Origin of the sequence: Pseudomonas izuensis (genome assembly GCF_002356535.2) — a bacterium.
Classification (GTDB): domain Bacteria; phylum Pseudomonadota; class Gammaproteobacteria; order Pseudomonadales; family Pseudomonadaceae; genus Aquipseudomonas; species Aquipseudomonas izuensis.
This window is the reverse complement of record NZ_AP017423.2, coordinates 3,924,670-3,943,661: the sequence shown is the minus strand read 5'-3', so window position 1 is coordinate 3,943,661 and position 18,992 is coordinate 3,924,670. Positions and strand designations below refer to the sequence as shown.

Below are 18,992 nucleotides of genomic sequence, written 5' to 3'. Positions count from 1 at the left end.
CACAGGGGCAAATGCAGGTATCACCTAATCAAATCTGCGACGCCCGGTTTACAGCCGGCGCACCCAAGCCCCGTTTCATCAGCCCGTAATAACTCAACGCAGGCACCACCAACCCCACCAGCCAGGCCAGGTCAACCCCGTCCAGTGCCGTGGCGACCGGCCCGACATACAACGTGGTGTTCATGAAGGGCACCTCCAGGGCAATCGCCAAAGCGAAACTGCCGCAGGCGATCCAGTTGATCCGTCCATACATGCCGTCGAGGTCGAAGATGTCTTCGATAAGGTACTGGCCTTTGCGCAGGCAGTAGTAGTCCACCAGATTGATCGCCGTCCAGGGGATCAGGAAGTAGCTCATGAAGAAAATGAAATTGAGGAAAAAGTTGATGAAGTCGTCCTGACTGATGGTGCACAGCGCCGTCGCCACCAGGCTGATCACCAGCATGAACACACCGCGCACCCGAGGCGTTACCTTGAGGCGGGCGAAGGGTTCGATCACGGTAATGGTCGACATGAAGGCGCCGTACAGGTTGAAGACGTTGATCGACACCTGGCCGTAGACGATGAAGGCGAACAGCAGCATCGCGCCGCCGCCGAACAGGCCGACAACATGGCCACCGACGTTGCTGGAAAAATCGCCGATGCCGACGCTCAGGATCGCCCCGAGAATCATCATCCATGCACCTCCGCTGACCGTCCCGGCGTAGCTGTACCAGAACACCCGGGCGGTCGGCGTGTTACTCGGCAGGTAGCGTGAATAGTCGGCGACATACGGCGCATAGGACAGCTGCCAGGTCACGGCAATGCTCACCGCCACCAGCAATTTCGACAGCGAAAAACCCGTCGGCAGCCATTGTTCGGCCGGGATCGGCAGCTGCAAGGCAAACAGCGTGGCGACAGCAAATACCAGCAGTGAGAGGATCGACAGCAGTTTCTGCAAGCGATGAATCAGCCGGTAACCATACAGCGCGACGACGAAGCACAAGGCACCGATCAGGTAGACATTGCCGCTGGCCGGCAACGGGCTGACCGACGCCAGTGCCTGGGCGGCGAGCAGGGTGTTGCTGACGAAAAATCCCAGGTAAATCAGCATCACGAACAGCAGTGGCAGCACCGCGCCGAGCACGCCGAACTGGGCGCGACTCTGGATCATCTGCGGGATGCCCAGCTTCGGCCCTTGCGCGGAATGGGACGCCATGAAAATCGCCCCCACCAGCGAACCGATGAGGATTGCCAATGCACTCCAGAACAAATTGAGCCCCATCACCACCGGCAACACACCGGAGGCAATGGTGGTGATGTTCATGTTGGCGCCGAACCAGATGAAGAACAGCGAAGCGGGCCGACCATGACGCTCGGTTTCAGGGATGAAATCGATGCTTCTTTTTTCGACTTGCATGGCGATTACTCCTGAGCCTGGACGAGGTGGGCTTGCAGACGGGCGATGGTGCTTTGCAGCTCGTGGGGCTGGTGGGCGAACATGTCCGGCTGCCGGGGGCTCAGGCTCAGGTAGCGGCGCTGTGCCAGGGCGAGCAGGCATTGCGCACTGGTCAGCATTTCAAGGGAGTAGACCCAGTTGGCCATGATCAGCAAGGCCGAATAGTGCCCGGCCAGGGTGGTCGTGGTGCAGGCGTCGGTGACCAGGCGAATGTGATAGCCCAAGGCGAAGGCATCGAACACCGTGGTCAGCACGCAGACATCGGTCAGCACGCCAATGACAATCAGCGTATCGACGTCCAGCGCCTTGAGCCGGGCATCCAGGTCGGTGCGGTGGAAGGCGCTGTAACGGCCCTTGTCGATCACCGTTTCATCGGCCAGCGGCGCCAGGCTTTCGATGATCTCGACTTGTCGGCTGCCGGCGCGATAGCTGCTGGGGCCACCGTCGGTTGCCCGGGGTTCGCCACGGGGCATGTCGCTGCCGTCGGCGGGGTTGATGTGGCGGGTATAGAAAACGGGGATCTGCTGCTGGCGGGCGGTTTCGAGCAGGGCGGCGGTGTTCTCTACCACCGTGTCGAAGCGTTCGAGGACGAAACCGTCCTCCTGTTGCATGTCGATGATCAACAGCGCGTTTTTATTGTTCATTGAGCAAACCTGATCAAAGGCGAAACACGATGCACCGTCACACGCCGTGCGGTGCAGGGCGTGGGGTACGTGATATCCGGTTCGGGGTTACTCAGTGAACTATTTGCCAGAAGCCGTTCTGCTTGGCTGAAACACTGGCGCGCAAGCGCTTGAAATGCAGGTGCGAAGCGGTCCATTCGCCGCGCAGGTAAGCCTGTGCGGCGCCGGAGGGAAGGGCAAGTGATTGGAGACGACCATCAAGCATGGGAATCAATCCTTGTGGGAGCGAGCCTGCTCGCGAAAGCGGTGTGCCAGGCCTATCAATTTCGACTGTCAGATCGCATTCGCGAGCAGGCTCGCTCCCACAGGTATGGGGCGCTTTCAGCGGAACGCCGGCACCACATGCTTGATGAACAGCTCCAGGGATTTTTTCTTTTCCGCATGGGGCAGGCTGTTGTCGCACCAGAAGCTGAATTCGTCGACGCCCAGTTCCTGGTAGTACTTGATGCGCGGAATGATTTCTTCCGGGGTGCCGATCATGGCGGTCTTGTGCAGGCTGTCGAGTTCGAACTCGGGACGGCCGACGAATTTTTCCTCCGGGCTCGGTGCCAGGAAACCGTTGACCGGGGTTTGCTTGTTACCGAACCAGGCATCGAAGGTGCGGTAGAACTTCGCGATCGCCTTGGCCCCGACTTTCCAGCCCTCGGGATCATCCACTGCGTGAACATGGGTATGACGCAGCACCATCAGTTGCGGGCGTGGTACGTCCGGGTTGTTGTCCAGTGCCGTCTGGAATTTGTTCTTCAGGTCGAGGACTTCTTCGTCGCCCTTCATCAGCGGCGTGACCATGACGTTGCAGCCGTTGGCTACCGCGAAGTTGTGCGAATCCGGGTCGCGCGCAGCAATCCACATCGGCGGGTTCGGCTGCTGGATCGGCTTGGGCACGCTGGTGGAGGTCGGAAATTTCCAGATGTCGCCATTGTGGGCGTAATCGCCTTGCCACAGCGCACGCACCACCGGAACCATTTCCCGCAGCGCCTGGCCACCGCTCGATGCCGGCATGCCACCGGCCATGCGGTCGAATTCGACCTGGTACGCGCCGCGCGCCAGGCCCACTTCCATGCGCCCGTTGCTGATCACATCCAGCAACGCGCACTCACCGGCCACCCGCAGCGGATGCCAGAACGGCGCGATGATGGTGCCGGCGCCCAAATGGATCGTGGTGGTCTTGGCAGCCAGGTAGGCCAGCAGCGGCATCGGGCTTGGCGAGATGGTGTATTCCATGGCGTGGTGTTCACCGATCCATACGGTGCTGAAACCACCGGCCTCGGCCATCAGGGTCAGTTCGGTCAAATCTTCGAACAACTGACGGTGGCTGACGCTTTCGTCCCAACGTTCCATGTGTACGAACAGGGAAAATTTCATGACGCTTACCTCGGATCTTTTGTTATCGGCCTGTCGACTGCGGGCTCGTTGATTGTTGGTATACCATAATACAAAATATCTGCAAATATTTTTGTCTGGTCAGCGAGCAACCTGTGGGAGCGAGCCTGCTCGCGAATACGATCTGCCAGGCAACACAGTGGTGACTGACACTACGCCTTCGCGAGCAGGCTCGCTCCCACAGGGTATGTAGTGATATCCAGGATCAGGCCAGAACCGGCAACGCCCCCATCTTCCCGTGGCAATACACCAGCGGCCCGGCGTTCTGTTGGGGCACGATCAGGTTCTTCACCGCACCGACCATGATGGCGTGGTCGCCCCCTTCATATTCGCGCCACAGTTCACATTCGATGACCGCCGTGGCATTGGCCAGGATCGGATTGCCCAGCTCGCTCAAGGTCCATTCGATGCCTTGCGCCTTGTCCTTGCCCTTGCGCGCGAAGGCATAGGCTTCGCTCTGCTGGCCGCCGGACAGCACGTGGATGGCGAAGCGCTTGTTCTTGATCAGGACCGGGTAGGAGTCGGAGCTGTAGTTGGGGCAGAACAAGACCAGTGCCGGGTCCATGGACAGCGAGCTGAAGGCGCTGGCGGTCAGGCCGACGATTTGCCCGTCGTCATCGAGGGTGGTGATTACCGTTACGCCGGACGGGAACGAACCCATGACTTTTTTATAGATGGCGGCATCGATCATTGGACTGTCCTCGGGTGGTGTGACGCTGTTTTTATGTGTTTGTAGGTCTGATGGTATACCGTAATACATAGTTTGCAAGGGCTTTTTCCACGGACCGACAAACGCGCACCGTTGGTCTTTAAGTCAATGTTTACGGGGCTTTCAGCTAGGCAGCGTGTGTCGTTATGCGGCAGGATGGCAGCTCAGATACGCGTTCAAAGACCGGATCAGTCTTGTGAAAATGTTGGAATACCATAATATGGTTCGCATCTGAGGGGTGGCTACAAAGCGCCCCCGGTTTGGCTTCATACAAAGATAAGAACAGACAAACTCGAGTTCATGCATATGTCCCAGATGTCCCGGCAAGATCCGTTGATCGAGAATCACACGGTCGATTACGTTCCTCTCGCAGAGCGCCACGGGAAGGCCCGCGATCTATTCACGCTATGGTTCAGCACCAACATCGCGCCGCTGCCGATCGTTACCGGCGCGATGGTGGTTCAGGTGTTCCATCTCGATCTGTTCTGGGGGCTGCTGGCGATTGCCCTGGGGCATATGGTCGGCGGCCTGGTGATTGCCCTTGCGTCGGCGCAAGGGCCACGCATGGGCATTCCGCAAATGGTCCAGAGCCGGGGTCAGTTCGGTCGCTATGGCGCGCTGTTGATCGTGTTCTTCGCCGCGCTGATCTACATTGGCTTCTTCATCTCCAACATCGTGCTCGCGGGCAAGTCGATTGTCGGCATCGCGCCTTCGGTGCCGGTGCCCGCCAGCATCCTGATCGGTGCCCTAAGCGCCACGGCCATCGGGGTCATCGGGTATCGCTTCATTCATACCCTCAACCGAATCGGCACCTGGGTCATGGGCAGCGCGTTGCTCGCCGGATTTCTCTATATCTTCGCCCATGACCTGCCGGCCGACTTCTTCACGCGCGGTGGTTTCAATCTATCGGGCTGGCTGGCCACGGTGTCGCTGGGCATCATCTGGCAGATCAGTTTCTCGCCCTATGTGTCGGATTACTCGCGCTACCTGCCGGCGGATATCGGCATAACCCGTCCATTCTTCGCCACTTACCTGGGCGCGACCCTGGGGACGATTCTGTCCTTCACCTTCGGCGCGGTAGCGGTACTGGCGACCCCCGAAGGCACCGAGGCGATGGCGGCGGTCAAGCAATCCACCGGTTGGCTGGGGCCGCTCCTGATGGTGCTGTTCCTGCTCAACATCATCAGCCACAACGCGTTGAATCTGTATGGCGCCGTGCTGTCGATCATCACCTCGATCCAGACCTTTGCCAGCCAGTGGACGCCCAGCATCAAGGTGCGCGTGGTGTTGTCGAGCGTCGTGCTGGCGGGCTGCTGCGTGGTGGCGCTGGGCGCTTCGGCGAACTTCATTTCGCAGTTCATCGGACTGATCCTGGCCTTGCTGCTGGTGCTGGTGCCGTGGGCTTCGATCAACCTGATCGACTTCTACGTGATCAAGCGCGGGTGTTATGACATTGCTTCGATCTTCCGTGCGGACGGCGGGGTTTACGGGCGATTCAATCTGCATGCGATCGTGGCGTATTTCATCGGGATCATCGTGCAACTGCCGTTTGCCAATACGTCGTTGTATGTGGGGCCTTATGCCAACCTGGTGGAGGGGGCGGATTTGTCCTGGTTGGTGGGGTGGGTGGTGACGTGTCCGCTGTATTACTGCCTGGCGACGCGGAGTCGGGGTCAGGAGAGCGGGGCGGGGCGGTTGGGTTATACGGATTGATTTGAGTCTGATTGTTGTCATGCCCGGCTTTTTGCCGGGCATTTTTGTTTGTGGGGATTGTGTACATATCCGTTGCTGCGGTATTGGCGACTTAGGGTTTCGCCCTTACGGCGAGTCACTTGGAAGAGCCCCAAGTAACCAAGGGCTCTTGCCCCTTTCGTTCGGCCCTTCGCTTAGGCTCAGGGTGCCCTCGCTCCGGTCCTGCTCCGTGGGCCCGCCGCGATCGGCCATCCCTGGCCGGGCGCGGCTAAACCGGCATCCATGCCGGTTTGTCCACTGCGCAGAACCTCCACTCGGCCTCTCGATGGGGCAAGAAAATCAAAAGCCAAAGCAGAGCGAGGCGGCCTGACAGCCGACCTGCTTTTCGCCCTGTCCGCGATCCAATTGTGGGAGCGAGCCTGCTCGCGATGGGCGTCCAGACAACGCGATCATCCAGACAGGGCGCGTAATCGTTGACGTCCTTCGCGAGCAGGCTCGCTCCCACAGGGAGAATGAGTTCACTTGAAATCAGGTCGGCTGTCAGGCCGCCTCGCTTCGGCTTTTGATTTGGGCGCCCCGTTAAACCACGCTGGCCGAACGCAGGCGTTGCTCCGTGGGTAAACCGGCAGGACGCCGGTTTAGCCGCGCTGGGCCAGGGATGGCCCATCGCGGCGACCCACGGAGCAATGCCGGAGTGAGGGCATGCCGAGCCTAAGCGAGGCACCGAGTGGTGGGGCAAGAGCGCTTGGTTACTTGGCGCTTTTCCAAGTAACCCGCCGTAAGGGCGGAACCCTAAGTCGCCATCACCGAAGAAACGGATAAGCCCCCAAAACCACCAACCATTGCCTACATGAAATATATCGTGTAATTTTTCATGAAATTAAAACTATAAAAATTCACGGAGCCGGTCATGTTTCAGCAATCGACCCAACACGTCGCCAGCTACTACGCCCACACGTGCGCCGATCACATAAAGAATCGTGCGCCATTGGAGGGCGAGCAAAACGCCGAAGTGCTGATCATCGGCGCCGGCTTCAGCGGCTTGCACACCGCGTTGCGCCTGGCCCTGGCCGGCAAGCGCGTGACATTGCTGGAAGCCAGTCGGGTGGCGTGGGCGGCGTCTGGACGCAATGGCGGCCAGGCCATCCTCGGCTGGTCCTGCGACATGCCACCGCTGGAAGCCGCGCTGGGGTATGAACGGGCGCGACGATTGTGGGACGGCATGCGCTGGGCGGCGCGGGAGTTGCGGGAGCTGCCGGCACGCCATGGTTTCGATTGTGATTACCGACCCGGCCACCTCTGGACTTCGGTGATGCCGCGACGGGTCAGCCTGTTGACCGAATGGCAGCATGAGGCCAGTTACAAGTGGGGGCACGATGGTTTGCAGTTCATCGAACGTATTCAGTTGCCCGAGTGGGTCGCCAGCGAGCGCTACCAGGCCGGCCTGTTCGATCCCGAAGGCGGGCACTTGAATCCGCTGAAACTGGCGCTGGGCCTGGCCGCCGCGATCGAGCGGGCCGGTGGCGTGATTCATGAACAAAGCAAAGCGCTGAATTATCGCGAGGACGGCGACGGCTATGTGGTGACCACTGAAAGCGGTCAAATCCGCGCGGACGTGTTGGTGCTGGCCTGTAATGCCTATCTGGATCGACTCGATCCGCAGCTGGCCAGTTGCGTATTACCCGTGGGCACCTACCAAGTGGCCACTGCGCCACTGTCCGAGGCACAAGCGACCGCGCTACTGCCGAGCAATGTGTGCGTCACCGACAACCAGTTCGTGCTCGATTATTTCCGCCGCACCCCCGACAACCGCCTGCTGTTCGGTGGTGGCTGCACCTACCTGGGTGGCATGCCCAAGGACATCGCCGGCGCCACCCGACCCTGTCTGGAGCGAGTGTTCCCGCAACTCAAAGGGGTCGAACTGGAGTTCGCCTGGGGCGGTCACATCGACCTGACCCTCAAGCGCACCCCGGACATCGGTCGACGCGGCGACCTGTACTGGATGCAGGGGTATTCCGGGCACGGCGTACTGCCAACCCTGGCCGGGGCACGAGCCGTGTCCGATGCGATACTCGGTCAGTCGGATGAGTTGGCGTTGTACCAGGGGTTGAACAACGGCAGTTTTCCCGGCGGCAAATACATGGCCGCTCCGCTGGAAGCCATCGGCAAAGCCTGGTACCGGCTGCGCGACAGCATTTGAAACGGCAATTTCTGGAAGCCTTTAGATGGACATGCAAGAAGAGATTTCAGCGCTGGCGATCCTGATCCAGGACCTGCGCAAACACAAGAAATACACCCTGAAGGAACTGGCGGACAAAATCGGCCGTTCCGTGGGGTTTCTTTCGCAGGTCGAGCGCGGGCTGTCCCGGCCGACGGTGGCGGACTTGACCGCCATCAGCGAAACCCTCGGCGTGCCGACCACCTATTTCTACAGCCTGCCCAAACCCATGGCCTTGCCCTGGGTGACCCGGCCGGATGAACGACGCACCTTGTATTACGCCGACGGGATCACCGACATCCTGGTCTCGCCGAAAATGCGCGCGTCCTTTTCCATGCTCGAAAGCCAACTCGAACCGGGCGCCAGCAGTGGTGACCGGCACATGAAAGACAGCTCGGAGCAGGGCGGCTACGTCCTGGAAGGGGAGTTGACGCTGTGGCTGGACAGCGACGAGCCCGTCACCTTGCGCGCCGGCGACAGTTTCCAGCTGGCCAGTCATGCCCATTGCCGCTACGGCAACCTCTCAGACCAACTCACCCGCGTGCTGTGGGTTTACACCTGATAAAAACAACAAAGGAACAAGATGATGGATGCTGTGTGCTCTGATCTGTTGGCCGAAGTGCGCGGGTTTCGTCAGCGCTACCCCCAGGTGCGCTATGTCGACCTGATTTCCCTGGACATTCCCGGGCATTTTTACGGTAAGCGCTACCCGATCGAGATGCTGGAAAAAGTGGCGGCCGGCAGCGTGCTCAAGCTGCCGCAAAACTGCGTATTGCTCGGCACCCAGGGCGGGCTGTTCAAAATCGGCGACTACTGCTTCAACGACGGCGATCCGGATGCGCCACGGCGCCTGGTGCCCGGCACCCTGAAGTTGGTGAACTGGGAACAGCAGCCGCTGGGGCAGATGCTGATTACCTCCGACGGCACGCAAAAACCGATCGTTTTCGAGCCACGGGAAGTGTTGGCGCAGGTGCTGGAGCGGCTGGGCCGCAAGGGCATTTTTCCGGTGGTGGCGTTCGAACTGGAGTTTTATCTGTTCGATCGGCAATTGCGTGATGGCTTGCCGCAGTTCGCCCGCGACCCCCTGACCGACGATGCCGATGATCAGCCGAACATGCACATTGAGCGACTGTCGCGATTTGCCCCGGTGCTCGATGAAATGGTCGAGACCGCGCGCGCGCAAGGCATCGATGCCACGGTGATCACCGCCGAACTGGGTCCTGGTCAGTTCGAAATCAATTTCGGCCACCTGGACGACGGACTGCGTGCGGCGGACTGGGCGGCGTTGTTTTGCCGCAGCACCCGGGGTGTGGCACTCAAACACGGCTATCGCGCCAGTTTCATGTCCAAACCCTACTTACAGCACCCTGGCAGCGGCATGCATGTGCATGTGAGCCTTTACGACGAAGCGGGCAACAATCTGCTGGCGGCGAACGGGCAGCGAGCGCTGCGTCACGCCGTGGCCGGATGCCTGGACGTGTTGCCGCACTGCATGCCGATTTTTGCCCCGAATCACAACGCCATGCGCCGCTTGAGCGGCACAGTGAACGTCGCTTCCCGCGCCAGTTGGGGCTTTGAAGACCGTGACGCCTGCCTGCGGGTGCCGGAATCGGACGCGAAAAACCTGCGGATCGAACATCGCCTGGCGGGCGCGGATGCCAACCCTTACCTCGTGCTCGCCGCGATACTGGTGGGCCTGGAGCAAGGCCTGGAAAGCGGCCGCGAACCGATTGCCCCGCTCAATGAAGACCGCAGCAGTGGCATCGACTTTCCACTGGAGATGCTCGAGGCCGTGCAGTCCATGCAAACCAACCCGCAATTGCGCGAAGGTTTGGGAGCGGAGTTTGTCGACGTGTATTGCGAGAACAAACGCCAGGACCATTTGGCGTTCATGCACGACATCAGTGCGCGGGAGTACCGCTGGTTTCTGTAATTCCCGGTGCCGCCAGTTAAAGACGTTTCGAGGTTAACCTTAAAAAATATCTGGATATTTAATGGGTTATGAAATTTAGTAACCGAATGGTTAACTAAAATATCTTGTTACAGCGAGAAATATTCCGTAATATTCGCGCCGCGTTCACCACCACGGTTTATGCATTTTTAGATCCCGGGCTTCCATCAGCTGCCCGGGATTTTTTTTGCCTGAAATTGAGTATCGAGGTTTCGCACAGGGTTGGGAGTGATAACTGATATTCCTTATAGGTATAAATAGATAATTATATATTCCTTTTAATCTTGGTAAGCGCGGTTCATTTTGAAGGCCTGCACATCCATGGGGATGTACTCGACATCAGACAGGAAGCCTCATCATGACCATCAAAGCGATCAACGTGCGCAACCAGTTCAAGGGCGTCATCAAGGAAATTCTGGAAGGCGAGGTGGTCTCCGAAATCGACGTGCAAACCGCCTCGGGCATCGTGACCTCGGTCATTACTACCCGTTCGGTGCGCGACCTTGAATTGAAGGTCGGCAGCGAAGTCATTGCCTTTGTGAAATCCACCGAAGTCTCGATTGCCAAACTTTAAGGCTTGGCTGAAACGACATCGCCCAGGTAAAAAGCTATGAAAAAACCCGGCTGATCAGGCCGGGTTTTTTGTGGAGGACTGCGGTAGGGCAGTTGGGTTTATGCGACGCGGTTGCCTTGCAGGTGGTCGGAGCCATCGGCGGCGACGCGGTTGCCTTGCAGGTGATCGGAGCCATCGGCGGCGACGCGGTTGCCTTGCAGGTGATCGGAGCCATCGGCGGCGACACGATTGCCTTGCAGGTGATCGGAGCCATCGGCGGCGACACGATTGCCTTGCAGGTGATCGGAGCCATCGGCAGCGACGCGGTTGCCTTGCAGGTGATCGGCGCCATCAGCCGCCACAGCGCGTTTTTCGATCAGTCGATCCGAACCACCTTCAGCCACACGGCTTTCAATCAGACGATCCGAGCCGCCTTCAGCGACTACAGGTTGAGCCGAGGTCGCGGCGAAAGCGTTCACTGCGAAGATCGAGAAAGCGATGCTGAGGAGGGTTTGGCGTTTCATGATCGTGTGCTCCAGGGTGTTGTCGGTGGGTATGGAGCTGATGTTACGCCGCACAGCTTTTAAGAGAACTTCATTGAGTCAATGGTGACTATTGATGCGGTCAATGACCTGGAGAAACCTGTGGGAGCGAGCCTGCTCGCGAAAGCGGTCTGCCTGTCACCCTCAATGTTGTTTGATAAATCGCATTCGCGAGCAGGCTCGCTCCCACATGTTTTGAGGCATCAGCGGGAAATGATCCCGTGATCGATGGCGTATTTGACCAGGGCGGCAGGCTTGTCGATGTTGAGCTTGCGACGGATGCTCAGGCGATGGGTTTCCACCGTGCGCACACTGATGTCCAGTTCCCGGGCCATTTCCTTGTTGTTCAGGCCCTGGGCCATTTTGTACAGCACCTGGCTTTCCCGGGGCGTCAGCTCGTTGTCGGTGCTTTTGTCGGCGATCAGCCGCTGGGCGATTTCGGCGCTGTAGAAGGTGCCGCCGCTGGTGATGGCTTCGATGGCTGCAATGATTTCCCGTGACGGGGCATTCTTCAGCACATAGCCGCTGGCCCCGGAGCGCACCGACTCACTCACGTACTCGTAGTTATCGTACATGCTCAACACCAACACCTTGAGCGAGGGGTACTGGCCACGCAGCACGCGGGTCAGCTCCAGGCCGTTCATGTCCCGCAGGCTGATATCGACCAGCAGCAGGTCCGGCTGGCAGCGCCCGACCATCTCGATCGCCTCGGCACCACTTTCGGCTTCGCCCACCACTTCCAGGGGCGCCATGACGGACAGCAGTGCCTTGATTCCGTCACGGACCAGGGAGTGATCGTCGACCAAAGCGACGCGGATCGGGGAGGGCAGGTTCATGGCAGGCATTCACTCTTGTTGTTTTGGACGGCGTCAGCGTTTGCCGCCGGGCAGTTTCATTGGCAGCAGAACGTCCAGTTCACTGCGTCCCGGCATCGATACCAGGTCGAACCGGCCGCCAAAATGTTCGACGCGTTCGCGGATATTACGCAGTCCAATCCCCGCGTGGCGACGTTCGACCTGGGCGACGTTGAAACCGATACCGTCATCGACCACGGTCAGGCGCACATTGTCTTCAGAACCGTGCAGGGTAATGGAAACGTTTTTGGCATGGGCATGACGTTCGATATTGGTCAGGCCTTCCTGCACGATGCGGAACAATGACACCGCTGCGCCATCGACCAGATGGCAGTCGAATTCATTGTCGTTGTAGGTCACCGTGAGCCCGCTGCGCTGCTCGAATTCCGCGGCCAGTTGGCCGATGGCCGCTTGCAGGCCGAGGGTGTCGAGCAAGGATGAGCGCAGGTCGTGGGACAGGCTGCGAACCTCGCCAATTGCGTCCCCGAGGCGTTCGGTGGCGTCCCTTAAAATACCCAGGCCCTTGTCCTGGCCATTCTCCAGGACATGGCTGGCCAGTTCGAACTGAAATTTGATCGACACCAGCACCTGGCTGATGCCGTCATGCAGCTCACGGGAAACCCGCGAGCGCTCTTCCTCTTGCAGGCTGACGATGCGCTGGGTCAGGCGCTGCAATTTCTTGTCCGCCAGGCGATGTTCGCTGACGTTCAGGGTCATGCCGGTGGCAAACACGAACAGCACCGCCACCAAGGCGACCACGGCAATCGCCATCATCGTCTTGCGGATGCCCATGGCCACTTCGGCGCGGGCCTGCTGCGTGGCGCGTTCAACGTCTTCCAGGTAAATGCCGGTGCCGAGCATCCAGCCCCAGCGATCCAGCATCACCACGTAGGCGAGTTTGTCGGTCACCTGGCCGGAGGACGGTTTGTTCCAGGCATAGCGTTGAAAGCCTTCGCCCGATTGTGCGCTTTTGAGCAACGCCTGAATCACCGGCAAACCGTGCGGGTCTTTCATGTCCCACAGGTATTTGCCCACCAGCTCCGACTGCCGCGCGTGCATCAGGCTGCGGCCTTCGTGGTCGTAGACGAAGAAATAGCCGTTGATGCCAAAGCTGAGCTTGCGCAGTTCCTCCAGCACCTGTTGTTGGGCGTGCGCGTCACCGTGGCCGTCGTCGTACAGTGGCTCGATCAGGCTTTTGGCCATTTCCACGTAGTTTTTCAGTTCCGCGCGTTTGCTCGCCAGAATGCTGTCTTCGATCAACTGCGCCTGTTGATCACCCAACTGACGGTTCAGGGAAATCACCAGCGCGCAGATAACGGCAATGGCCAACACCAGCGGCAGAATCCCGAGGGCGACGATCTTGTGTTTGAGCTGCATCAGTGCTCCTGGCCGGGACGAGGGATGGCGAAGGCCCGGCATCATATGCCAAACATACGCCCGCGCTGTAGCGCTGCTGGACGGAATGACCGGTGGCCTGCACTTACCAAAATCCGTAGGAGCAAAGCTTGCTCGCGATAGCGGTGTGTCAGTCACCATCATTGTCGAATGACACACCGCCATCGCGAGCAAGCTTTGCTCCTACAGGGTTTTGTATTTTCCAGGAAGGATCAGCGTGTTCTACGTAGAACTACGTAGACGCCACGTACGTAGTAACGCGGATTTATTTGTGGACGGCATGCGCGGATATTGGGCCAGCTCCGCACCGCGGACACAATTATAAAAATTACCGCCGCAGTCACAGGCTGTCGGCAGGAGACCCTCTATGCCCCGTCTGGCTAAACACCTCGCCTGGTTTGCCGTGGCTGTTCTGGGAGCGTTTGCGCTGAGTGTCGTGGCCCTGCGCCGCGGCGAAGCGATCAACGCCCTCTGGATCGTCGTCGCAGCCGTCGCCATCTACCTGGTTGCCTACCGTTACTACAGCCTGTTCATCGCCAATAAAGTGATGCAGCTCGACCCCAATCGAGCGACCCCCGCTGTGCTCAACAACGATGGTCTGGACTACGTTCCAACCAACAAACACGTGCTCTTCGGTCACCACTTCGCGGCCATCGCCGGTGCGGGTCCGCTGGTCGGCCCGGTGCTGGCGGCGCAGATGGGCTACCTGCCCGGCACGTTGTGGCTGATCGCCGGCGTGGTGCTGGCTGGTGCCGTGCAGGACTTCATGGTCCTGTTCATGTCCACCCGCCGCAACGGTCGCTCGCTGGGTGACATGGTCCGTGAGGAAATGGGCCGCATCCCCGGCACCATCGCGTTGTTCGGCTGCTTCCTGATCATGATCATCATCCTCGCGGTGCTGGCGCTGATCGTGGTCAAGGCCCTGGCCGATAGCCCGTGGGGCATGTTTACGGTGATGGCGACCATCCCGATCGCGATGTTCATGGGCGTCTACATGCGCTACATCCGTCCGGGCCGCATCGGTGAAATCTCCGTGGTCGGCGTATTGCTGTTGCTGGGTTCGATCTGGCTGGGCGGGCAGATTGCCGCCGATCCGGTATGGGCCAAGGCCTTTACCTTTACCGGTATTCAGATTACCTGGATGCTGATCGGCTACGGTTTTGTGGCGGCGGTGTTGCCGGTGTGGCTGATCCTGGCACCCCGTGACTACCTCTCCACTTTCCTGAAAATCGGCACCATCGTCGCCCTGGCCATCGGCATCCTGGTGACCATGCCCGAGCTGAAAATGCCGGCCCTGACCCAGTTCATCGATGGCACCGGCCCGGTATGGAAGGGCGGCCTGTTCCCGTTCCTCTTCATCACCATCGCCTGTGGCGCGGTCTCGGGTTTCCACGCGTTGATCGCTTCGGGCACCACGCCGAAGTTGCTGGCCAGCGAAGGTCACGCCCGCTACATCGGTTACGGCGGCATGCTGATGGAATCCTTCGTGGCGATCATGGCCATGGTTGCGGCCTCGGTGATCGACCCGGGCGTGTACTTCGCCATGAACAGCCCGGCCGCCGTCGTTGGCGCCGACGCCGTGGCTGTCGCACAAACCGTGAGCAGCTGGGGTTTTGCGATCACCCCGGAGGCGCTGCAAGCGGTGGCCCATGACATCGGTGAAACCACCATCCTGGCCCGTGCCGGCGGTGCGCCGACCCTGGCGGTCGGTATCGCGCAGATCCTGCACCACGTACTGCCGGGTGAAAACACCATGGCGTTCTGGTACCACTTCGCGATCCTGTTCGAGGCGCTGTTCATCCTGACGGCGGTGGACGCCGGCACCCGTGCCGGACGTTTCATGCTGCAGGACTTGCTCGGCTCCTTCGTGCCGGCACTGCGACGCACCGAGTCCTGGACCGCCAACCTGATCGCCACCGCCGGTTGTGTGGCCATGTGGGGTTACCTGCTGTACCAGGGCGTGATCGATCCATTGGGCGGCATCAACACCCTGTGGCCGCTGTTCGGCATCTCCAACCAGATGCTGGCCGGCATCGCGTTGATGCTCGGCACCGTGGTACTGATCAAGATGAAGCGCCAGCAGTATGTCTGGGTGACCTTGCTGCCCGCGGTCTGGCTGCTGATCTGCACCACCACCGCCGGCTTCATCAAGCTGTTCGACGCCAACCCGGCGATTGGTTTCCTGGCCCTGGCGAAGAAGTACAGCGATGCCCTGGCTAACGGTCAGGTGCTGGCCCCGGCCAAGGACATCACGCAGATGCAGCACGTGATTTTCAACGCCTACACCAACGCCACCCTGACCGCGCTGTTCCTGTTCGTGGTGTTCAGCATCCTGTTCTTCGCGCTCAAGGTCGGCGTCGCCGCCTGGGGCACCAAGGAGCGCACGGATAAAGAAGCGCCATTCCAGGCAGTGCCTGAGGCCTGATTGAGGACTGCAGCATGTTCAATGACCTGAGTCGCCTCGGCAAGTACCTCGGTCAGGCCGCGCGCCTGATGGTGGGGATGCCCGACTACGACAACTACGTCGAGCACATGCACAGCAAGCACCCGGACAAGCCGGTGATGGACTACGAGGCGTTCTTTCGCGAGCGCCAGGAAGCCCGTTACGGCAGCAAGGCGGGGCCGAAATGTTGTTGATCCGACTGTCGGATTAACCGCTGTACCTGTGGGAGCGAGCCTGCTCGCGATGACGGACTGTCAATCAACAATGATGTTGAATGTAAGGCCGCTATCGCGAGCAGGCTCGCTCCCACAGTTGTTTTTGTGCCTACATGGCAATGCGTTTTTGGCGCAGGGCTATGGGGGAGTCCAGCAACATCCCCTCAAGATGATCCAGGTGTCGATTGAGCAGGGTTACGGCTATCGCCGCCTCTCGACGTTCAATCGCATCGAGCATCCCTTCGTGCACCTGCCAATCGCAATAGCCCTCGACCTGCGCGTCAAACTGCGCGATCGCCAGGGATGTCAGCGGCACCAGGCTGTCCAGAAAATGGACCAGCGGTGCATTCCCCGCCAGCTCCGCCAACGCCAGATGAAACGCTCCCGACAGCCGAAGCGCCTGGCCGCGCTCGCAGCAGTGGCGTTCGTTTTCGATCATTGCGCGCAGGGGTTTCAGGTCTTGAGGACGCTGACAGGCCAGGCGCACCAGCGTGGTCTCGGTCAACCGCCGGGCATGCAGCGTTTGGCGGGTTTGTTCGGCATCGGGTGTCGCGATGCGAGGACGGTGATGGGTGCGCAGGATAACGATTTGCTGATGGGACAGGCGCGTCAGCACGCTACGAATTTCACTGCGTCGAGCGCCGAACATCTGTCCCAGGCTGTCCTCGGTGAAGCGACTGCCGGGCAGGAGGCGCTGGTCGAGGATGGCGTCGAGGACCCGCGAGTAAAGATCATCCGCGGGCAAAGGGAAGGGCAGGTCAACAAGAGTTTGCGGTGACGCGAAGCTGTTCATGGCCTGTCTCCAGTTCCAAGAGGGTTCAACGGCTGAAGTTGTCGTCCGGAATGTTCAATTCGATGCCCATCCGCTGGCCTTCGCGCAGAATGTGCCGGCGCATCTCGGCACTGGCCTGGGCGCTGTTCTTGCTGCGGATCGCGCGGACCACGGCTTCGTTTTCGTCGAGGCGCTCGGCCAGGTGTTCGGGTGAGTTGCGCAACACCTCGGCACTTTGCTTGAGGGCATTGCTGGTCTGCTGCACCACGCTCTGGAAAATCGGATTGGACGTCAGCGTGAACAGCTCTTCGTGGAAGGCAATGTAGGCGTTGACCCCGGCTTCGCTGTCGCCGGCTTCCAGGGCCTCACGCATGTCCATCAGCGTCAGGCGCAGTTGCCCGACTTCCTTGCTGCTGATCGACTGCGCCACCAGGCCGACGATAAACGGCTCGAGGGTGTAGCGCAGTTGCAGAACATCTTCCAGGCTCGCACCGGCTACTGCGCTGTCGTGGCTTTGGCTGTCGCTCAGGTTGGCGTCCAGCACCACCACGCCTTTGCCCGGCATCGAACGCACCAGCCCGAGGGTTTCCAGCACGATCACCGCTTCGCGCAGGCTCGGGCGGCTGATGCCCAGTTGCTCGGCCAGTTCACGCTGGCCCGGCAACATATCGCCGGAGCGCCACTGACCACGGGCCAGGGCGGCCCGAAGTTTTTCTACCACTGAATTGACGACGGTTGACGAGGTAATCACTGTTCGCTCCAAGTCGCGATAAATGTGCCCGCCCTTGGGGCAGGCACAGTCTGTTTAAAATTCCTGCTGATGCGCTGGAACACTCGGTTTTCTCGGCTGGAAGGTATACCCCACCTGACCGGAAAGCACTTTGTTTGCCCGCTGGACATCGATGTCTTTTTCCCAGCGGGCGATGGCCACCGTGGCGACGCAGTTGCCGATCAGGTTGGTCAGTGCCCGGCCGATGCCCATGAACCAGTCCACTGCCAGCACCAGCACCAGGCCGACCACCGGAATCGCCGGAATGGCCGTCAGTGTCGCCGCCAGAATCACCAGCGCCGAACCGGGAATCCCGTGGGCGCCTTTGGACGTGATCAGCGACACCAGCAGGATGGTCAGCAGGTCGGTCATGGCCAGCGGTGTGCCGGTGGCATTGGCGATGAACACAATGGCCAATGTCAGGTAGATCGAAAAGCCGTCCAGGTTGAACGAGTAGCCGGTTGGAATGACCAGGCCGACCGTCGAACTGCCAATGCCCAGATGCTCGAGCTTGCGCATGATTTGCGGCAGTACGGCGTCGGAGGAGGCCGTGCCCATGACGATCAGCAATTCCTCGCGCAGGTATTTGAGCAAAGGCCACATCCGCAAGCCGGACAGACGCATCACCAGGCCGAGAATCAACGACACGAACGCCACGCAGGTCAGGTAAAACAGGCCGACCAGGCTGCCCAGATGCTGCAGCGAATCCAGGCCATATTTGCTGGTGGTGAACGCAATGGCCCCGAACACACCAATCGGCGCCAGGCGCACGATCATGCCCATGATGCGGAAAATCACATGGCTGAGCTCATTGATCAGCCGTGAAATGCCCGACGCCGCTTCGCCCACCAGGTTCAGGGCACTGCCGAACAGCACCGAAAACAGCAGCACCTGCAGGATGTTGTTGTCGGCGAACGCACCGATGACTGAAGTGGGGATCAGGTCCATCAGGAACTGCGTGGTGGTGTGCATATGCTGGCTGCGCTGGGCGATGTCGCCCATATCGGCGGCGGACAGTTGCTCCAGATGAATGTTGGCGCCGCTGCCAATGCCTGTGCTGAAGGCGAACACCAGGCCTATCACCAGGGCGACGGTGGTCAGCACTTCGAAGTAGATGACCGATTTGAGGCCGATGCGTCCGACCTTCTTCAAGTCGCCGGCGCCGCTGATGCCGCTGACCACCACGCAGAACACGATCAGGCCGATGAGCATCTTGATCAGTTTTATGAAGCCGTCACCGAGCGGTTTGAGCTGGGCGGAATACTCGGGAAGGGTCAGCCCGCAGACGATGCCGAGCACCAGTCCGAGAACCACTTGAAGGAAGATTGAACGCGAGCACCATTTGAGCATGGGAGGAATCCTGGTCGGTGTCCTGGCA

At 59.9% G+C, this 18,992-nt stretch carries 18 protein-coding genes; 7 read left to right on the top strand and 11 right to left on the bottom strand.

Going from position 1 to position 18,992, the window contains the following annotated elements; translation table 11 throughout:
* Positions 1-28 precede the first annotated feature (28 nt).
* The 5 genes from LAB08_RS17425 to LAB08_RS17405 form a co-directional block, all read right to left on the bottom strand.
* Complete coding sequence (locus LAB08_RS17425; RefSeq protein ID WP_096510537.1) at positions 29-1,396, bottom strand: purine-cytosine permease family protein; 1,368 nt, start codon at positions 1,394-1,396, stop codon at positions 29-31.
* Between the two features lie 5 nt (positions 1,397-1,401).
* Positions 1,402-2,079 (bottom strand): cysteine hydrolase family protein, encoded by a 678-nt coding sequence (locus tag LAB08_RS17420; RefSeq protein WP_096510538.1) that lies wholly within the window; start codon positions 2,077-2,079, stop codon positions 1,402-1,404.
* Between the two features lie 91 nt (positions 2,080-2,170).
* Entirely contained in the window at positions 2,171-2,323 is a 153-nt protein-coding gene (locus tag LAB08_RS17415) for a hypothetical protein (protein ID WP_172901594.1), read from the bottom strand.
* 116 nt (positions 2,324-2,439) lie between these two features.
* Complete coding sequence (locus LAB08_RS17410; protein WP_096510539.1) at positions 2,440-3,483, bottom strand: LLM class flavin-dependent oxidoreductase; 1,044 nt, start codon at positions 3,481-3,483, stop codon at positions 2,440-2,442.
* A 223-nt stretch (positions 3,484-3,706) separates the two neighbouring features.
* Positions 3,707-4,192 carry a flavin reductase family protein gene (locus tag LAB08_RS17405; RefSeq protein ID WP_096510540.1) on the bottom strand — a complete coding sequence of 162 codons (486 nt, stop codon included), beginning with the start codon at positions 4,190-4,192 and terminating at the stop codon, positions 3,707-3,709.
* A 324-nt stretch (positions 4,193-4,516) separates the two neighbouring features.
* On the opposite strand from LAB08_RS17405, the gene LAB08_RS17400 reads away from it, so the two are divergent.
* The 5 genes from LAB08_RS17400 to LAB08_RS17380 all read left to right on the top strand — a co-directional run bounded on the left by LAB08_RS17400 (position 4,517) and on the right by LAB08_RS17380 (position 10,645).
* Positions 4,517-5,923, top strand: coding sequence for a purine-cytosine permease family protein (locus LAB08_RS17400; protein ID WP_096510541.1), 1,407 nt, complete (start codon positions 4,517-4,519; stop codon positions 5,921-5,923).
* A gap of 889 nt (positions 5,924-6,812) precedes the next feature.
* Positions 6,813-8,102 carry an NAD(P)/FAD-dependent oxidoreductase gene (locus tag LAB08_RS17395; RefSeq protein ID WP_096510542.1) on the top strand — a complete coding sequence of 430 codons (1,290 nt, stop codon included), beginning with the start codon at positions 6,813-6,815 and terminating at the stop codon, positions 8,100-8,102.
* A gap of 25 nt (positions 8,103-8,127) precedes the next feature.
* Complete coding sequence (locus tag LAB08_RS17390) at positions 8,128-8,682, top strand: helix-turn-helix domain-containing protein (RefSeq protein WP_096510543.1); 555 nt, start codon at positions 8,128-8,130, stop codon at positions 8,680-8,682.
* Positions 8,683-8,706: 24 nt separating this feature from the next.
* Positions 8,707-10,053, top strand: a complete 1,347-nt coding sequence (locus LAB08_RS17385) for a glutamine synthetase family protein (RefSeq protein ID WP_096510544.1) — start codon at positions 8,707-8,709, stop codon at positions 10,051-10,053.
* 376 nt (positions 10,054-10,429) lie between these two features.
* Positions 10,430-10,645: a TOBE domain-containing protein gene (locus tag LAB08_RS17380; protein ID WP_007904463.1), complete on the top strand. Its 216-nt coding sequence runs from the start codon at positions 10,430-10,432 to the stop codon at positions 10,643-10,645.
* Between the two features lie 98 nt (positions 10,646-10,743).
* On the opposite strand, the gene LAB08_RS17375 is transcribed toward LAB08_RS17380, so the two are convergent.
* The 3 genes from LAB08_RS17375 to LAB08_RS17365 form a co-directional block, all read right to left on the bottom strand.
* A complete protein-coding gene (locus LAB08_RS17375) occupies positions 10,744-11,148 on the bottom strand; it encodes a hypothetical protein (RefSeq protein WP_096510545.1) in 405 nt (134 codons plus the stop codon).
* 221 nt (positions 11,149-11,369) lie between these two features.
* Positions 11,370-12,002 (bottom strand): response regulator, encoded by a 633-nt coding sequence (locus LAB08_RS17370; protein WP_096510546.1) that lies wholly within the window; start codon positions 12,000-12,002, stop codon positions 11,370-11,372.
* A gap of 33 nt (positions 12,003-12,035) precedes the next feature.
* A complete protein-coding gene (locus LAB08_RS17365; RefSeq protein ID WP_096510547.1) occupies positions 12,036-13,397 on the bottom strand; it encodes a cache domain-containing protein in 1,362 nt (453 codons plus the stop codon).
* Positions 13,398-13,782: 385 nt separating this feature from the next.
* Between LAB08_RS17365 and LAB08_RS17360 the strand changes: the two genes are divergently transcribed.
* A complete protein-coding gene (locus LAB08_RS17360; protein ID WP_096510548.1) occupies positions 13,783-15,840 on the top strand; it encodes a carbon starvation CstA family protein in 2,058 nt (685 codons plus the stop codon).
* A 14-nt stretch (positions 15,841-15,854) separates the two neighbouring features.
* Positions 15,855-16,052, top strand: coding sequence for a YbdD/YjiX family protein (locus LAB08_RS17355; RefSeq protein WP_096510549.1), 198 nt, complete (start codon positions 15,855-15,857; stop codon positions 16,050-16,052).
* A gap of 130 nt (positions 16,053-16,182) precedes the next feature.
* Here LAB08_RS17355 and LAB08_RS17350 read toward each other — a convergent pair whose 3' ends face one another.
* Genes LAB08_RS17350 through LAB08_RS17340 form a run of 3 tightly spaced genes read right to left on the bottom strand, consistent with a single transcriptional unit; the run spans position 16,183 to position 18,964 of the window.
* Positions 16,183-16,866 carry a GntR family transcriptional regulator gene (locus tag LAB08_RS17350; RefSeq protein WP_096510550.1) on the bottom strand — a complete coding sequence of 228 codons (684 nt, stop codon included), beginning with the start codon at positions 16,864-16,866 and terminating at the stop codon, positions 16,183-16,185.
* Positions 16,867-16,891: 25 nt separating this feature from the next.
* Entirely contained in the window at positions 16,892-17,596 is a 705-nt protein-coding gene (locus tag LAB08_RS17345) for a FadR/GntR family transcriptional regulator (RefSeq protein ID WP_096510551.1), read from the bottom strand.
* Positions 17,597-17,650: 54 nt separating this feature from the next.
* Positions 17,651-18,964: a C4-dicarboxylate transporter DctA gene (locus tag LAB08_RS17340; protein ID WP_096510552.1), complete on the bottom strand. Its 1,314-nt coding sequence runs from the start codon at positions 18,962-18,964 to the stop codon at positions 17,651-17,653.
* Positions 18,965-18,992 lie beyond the last annotated feature (28 nt).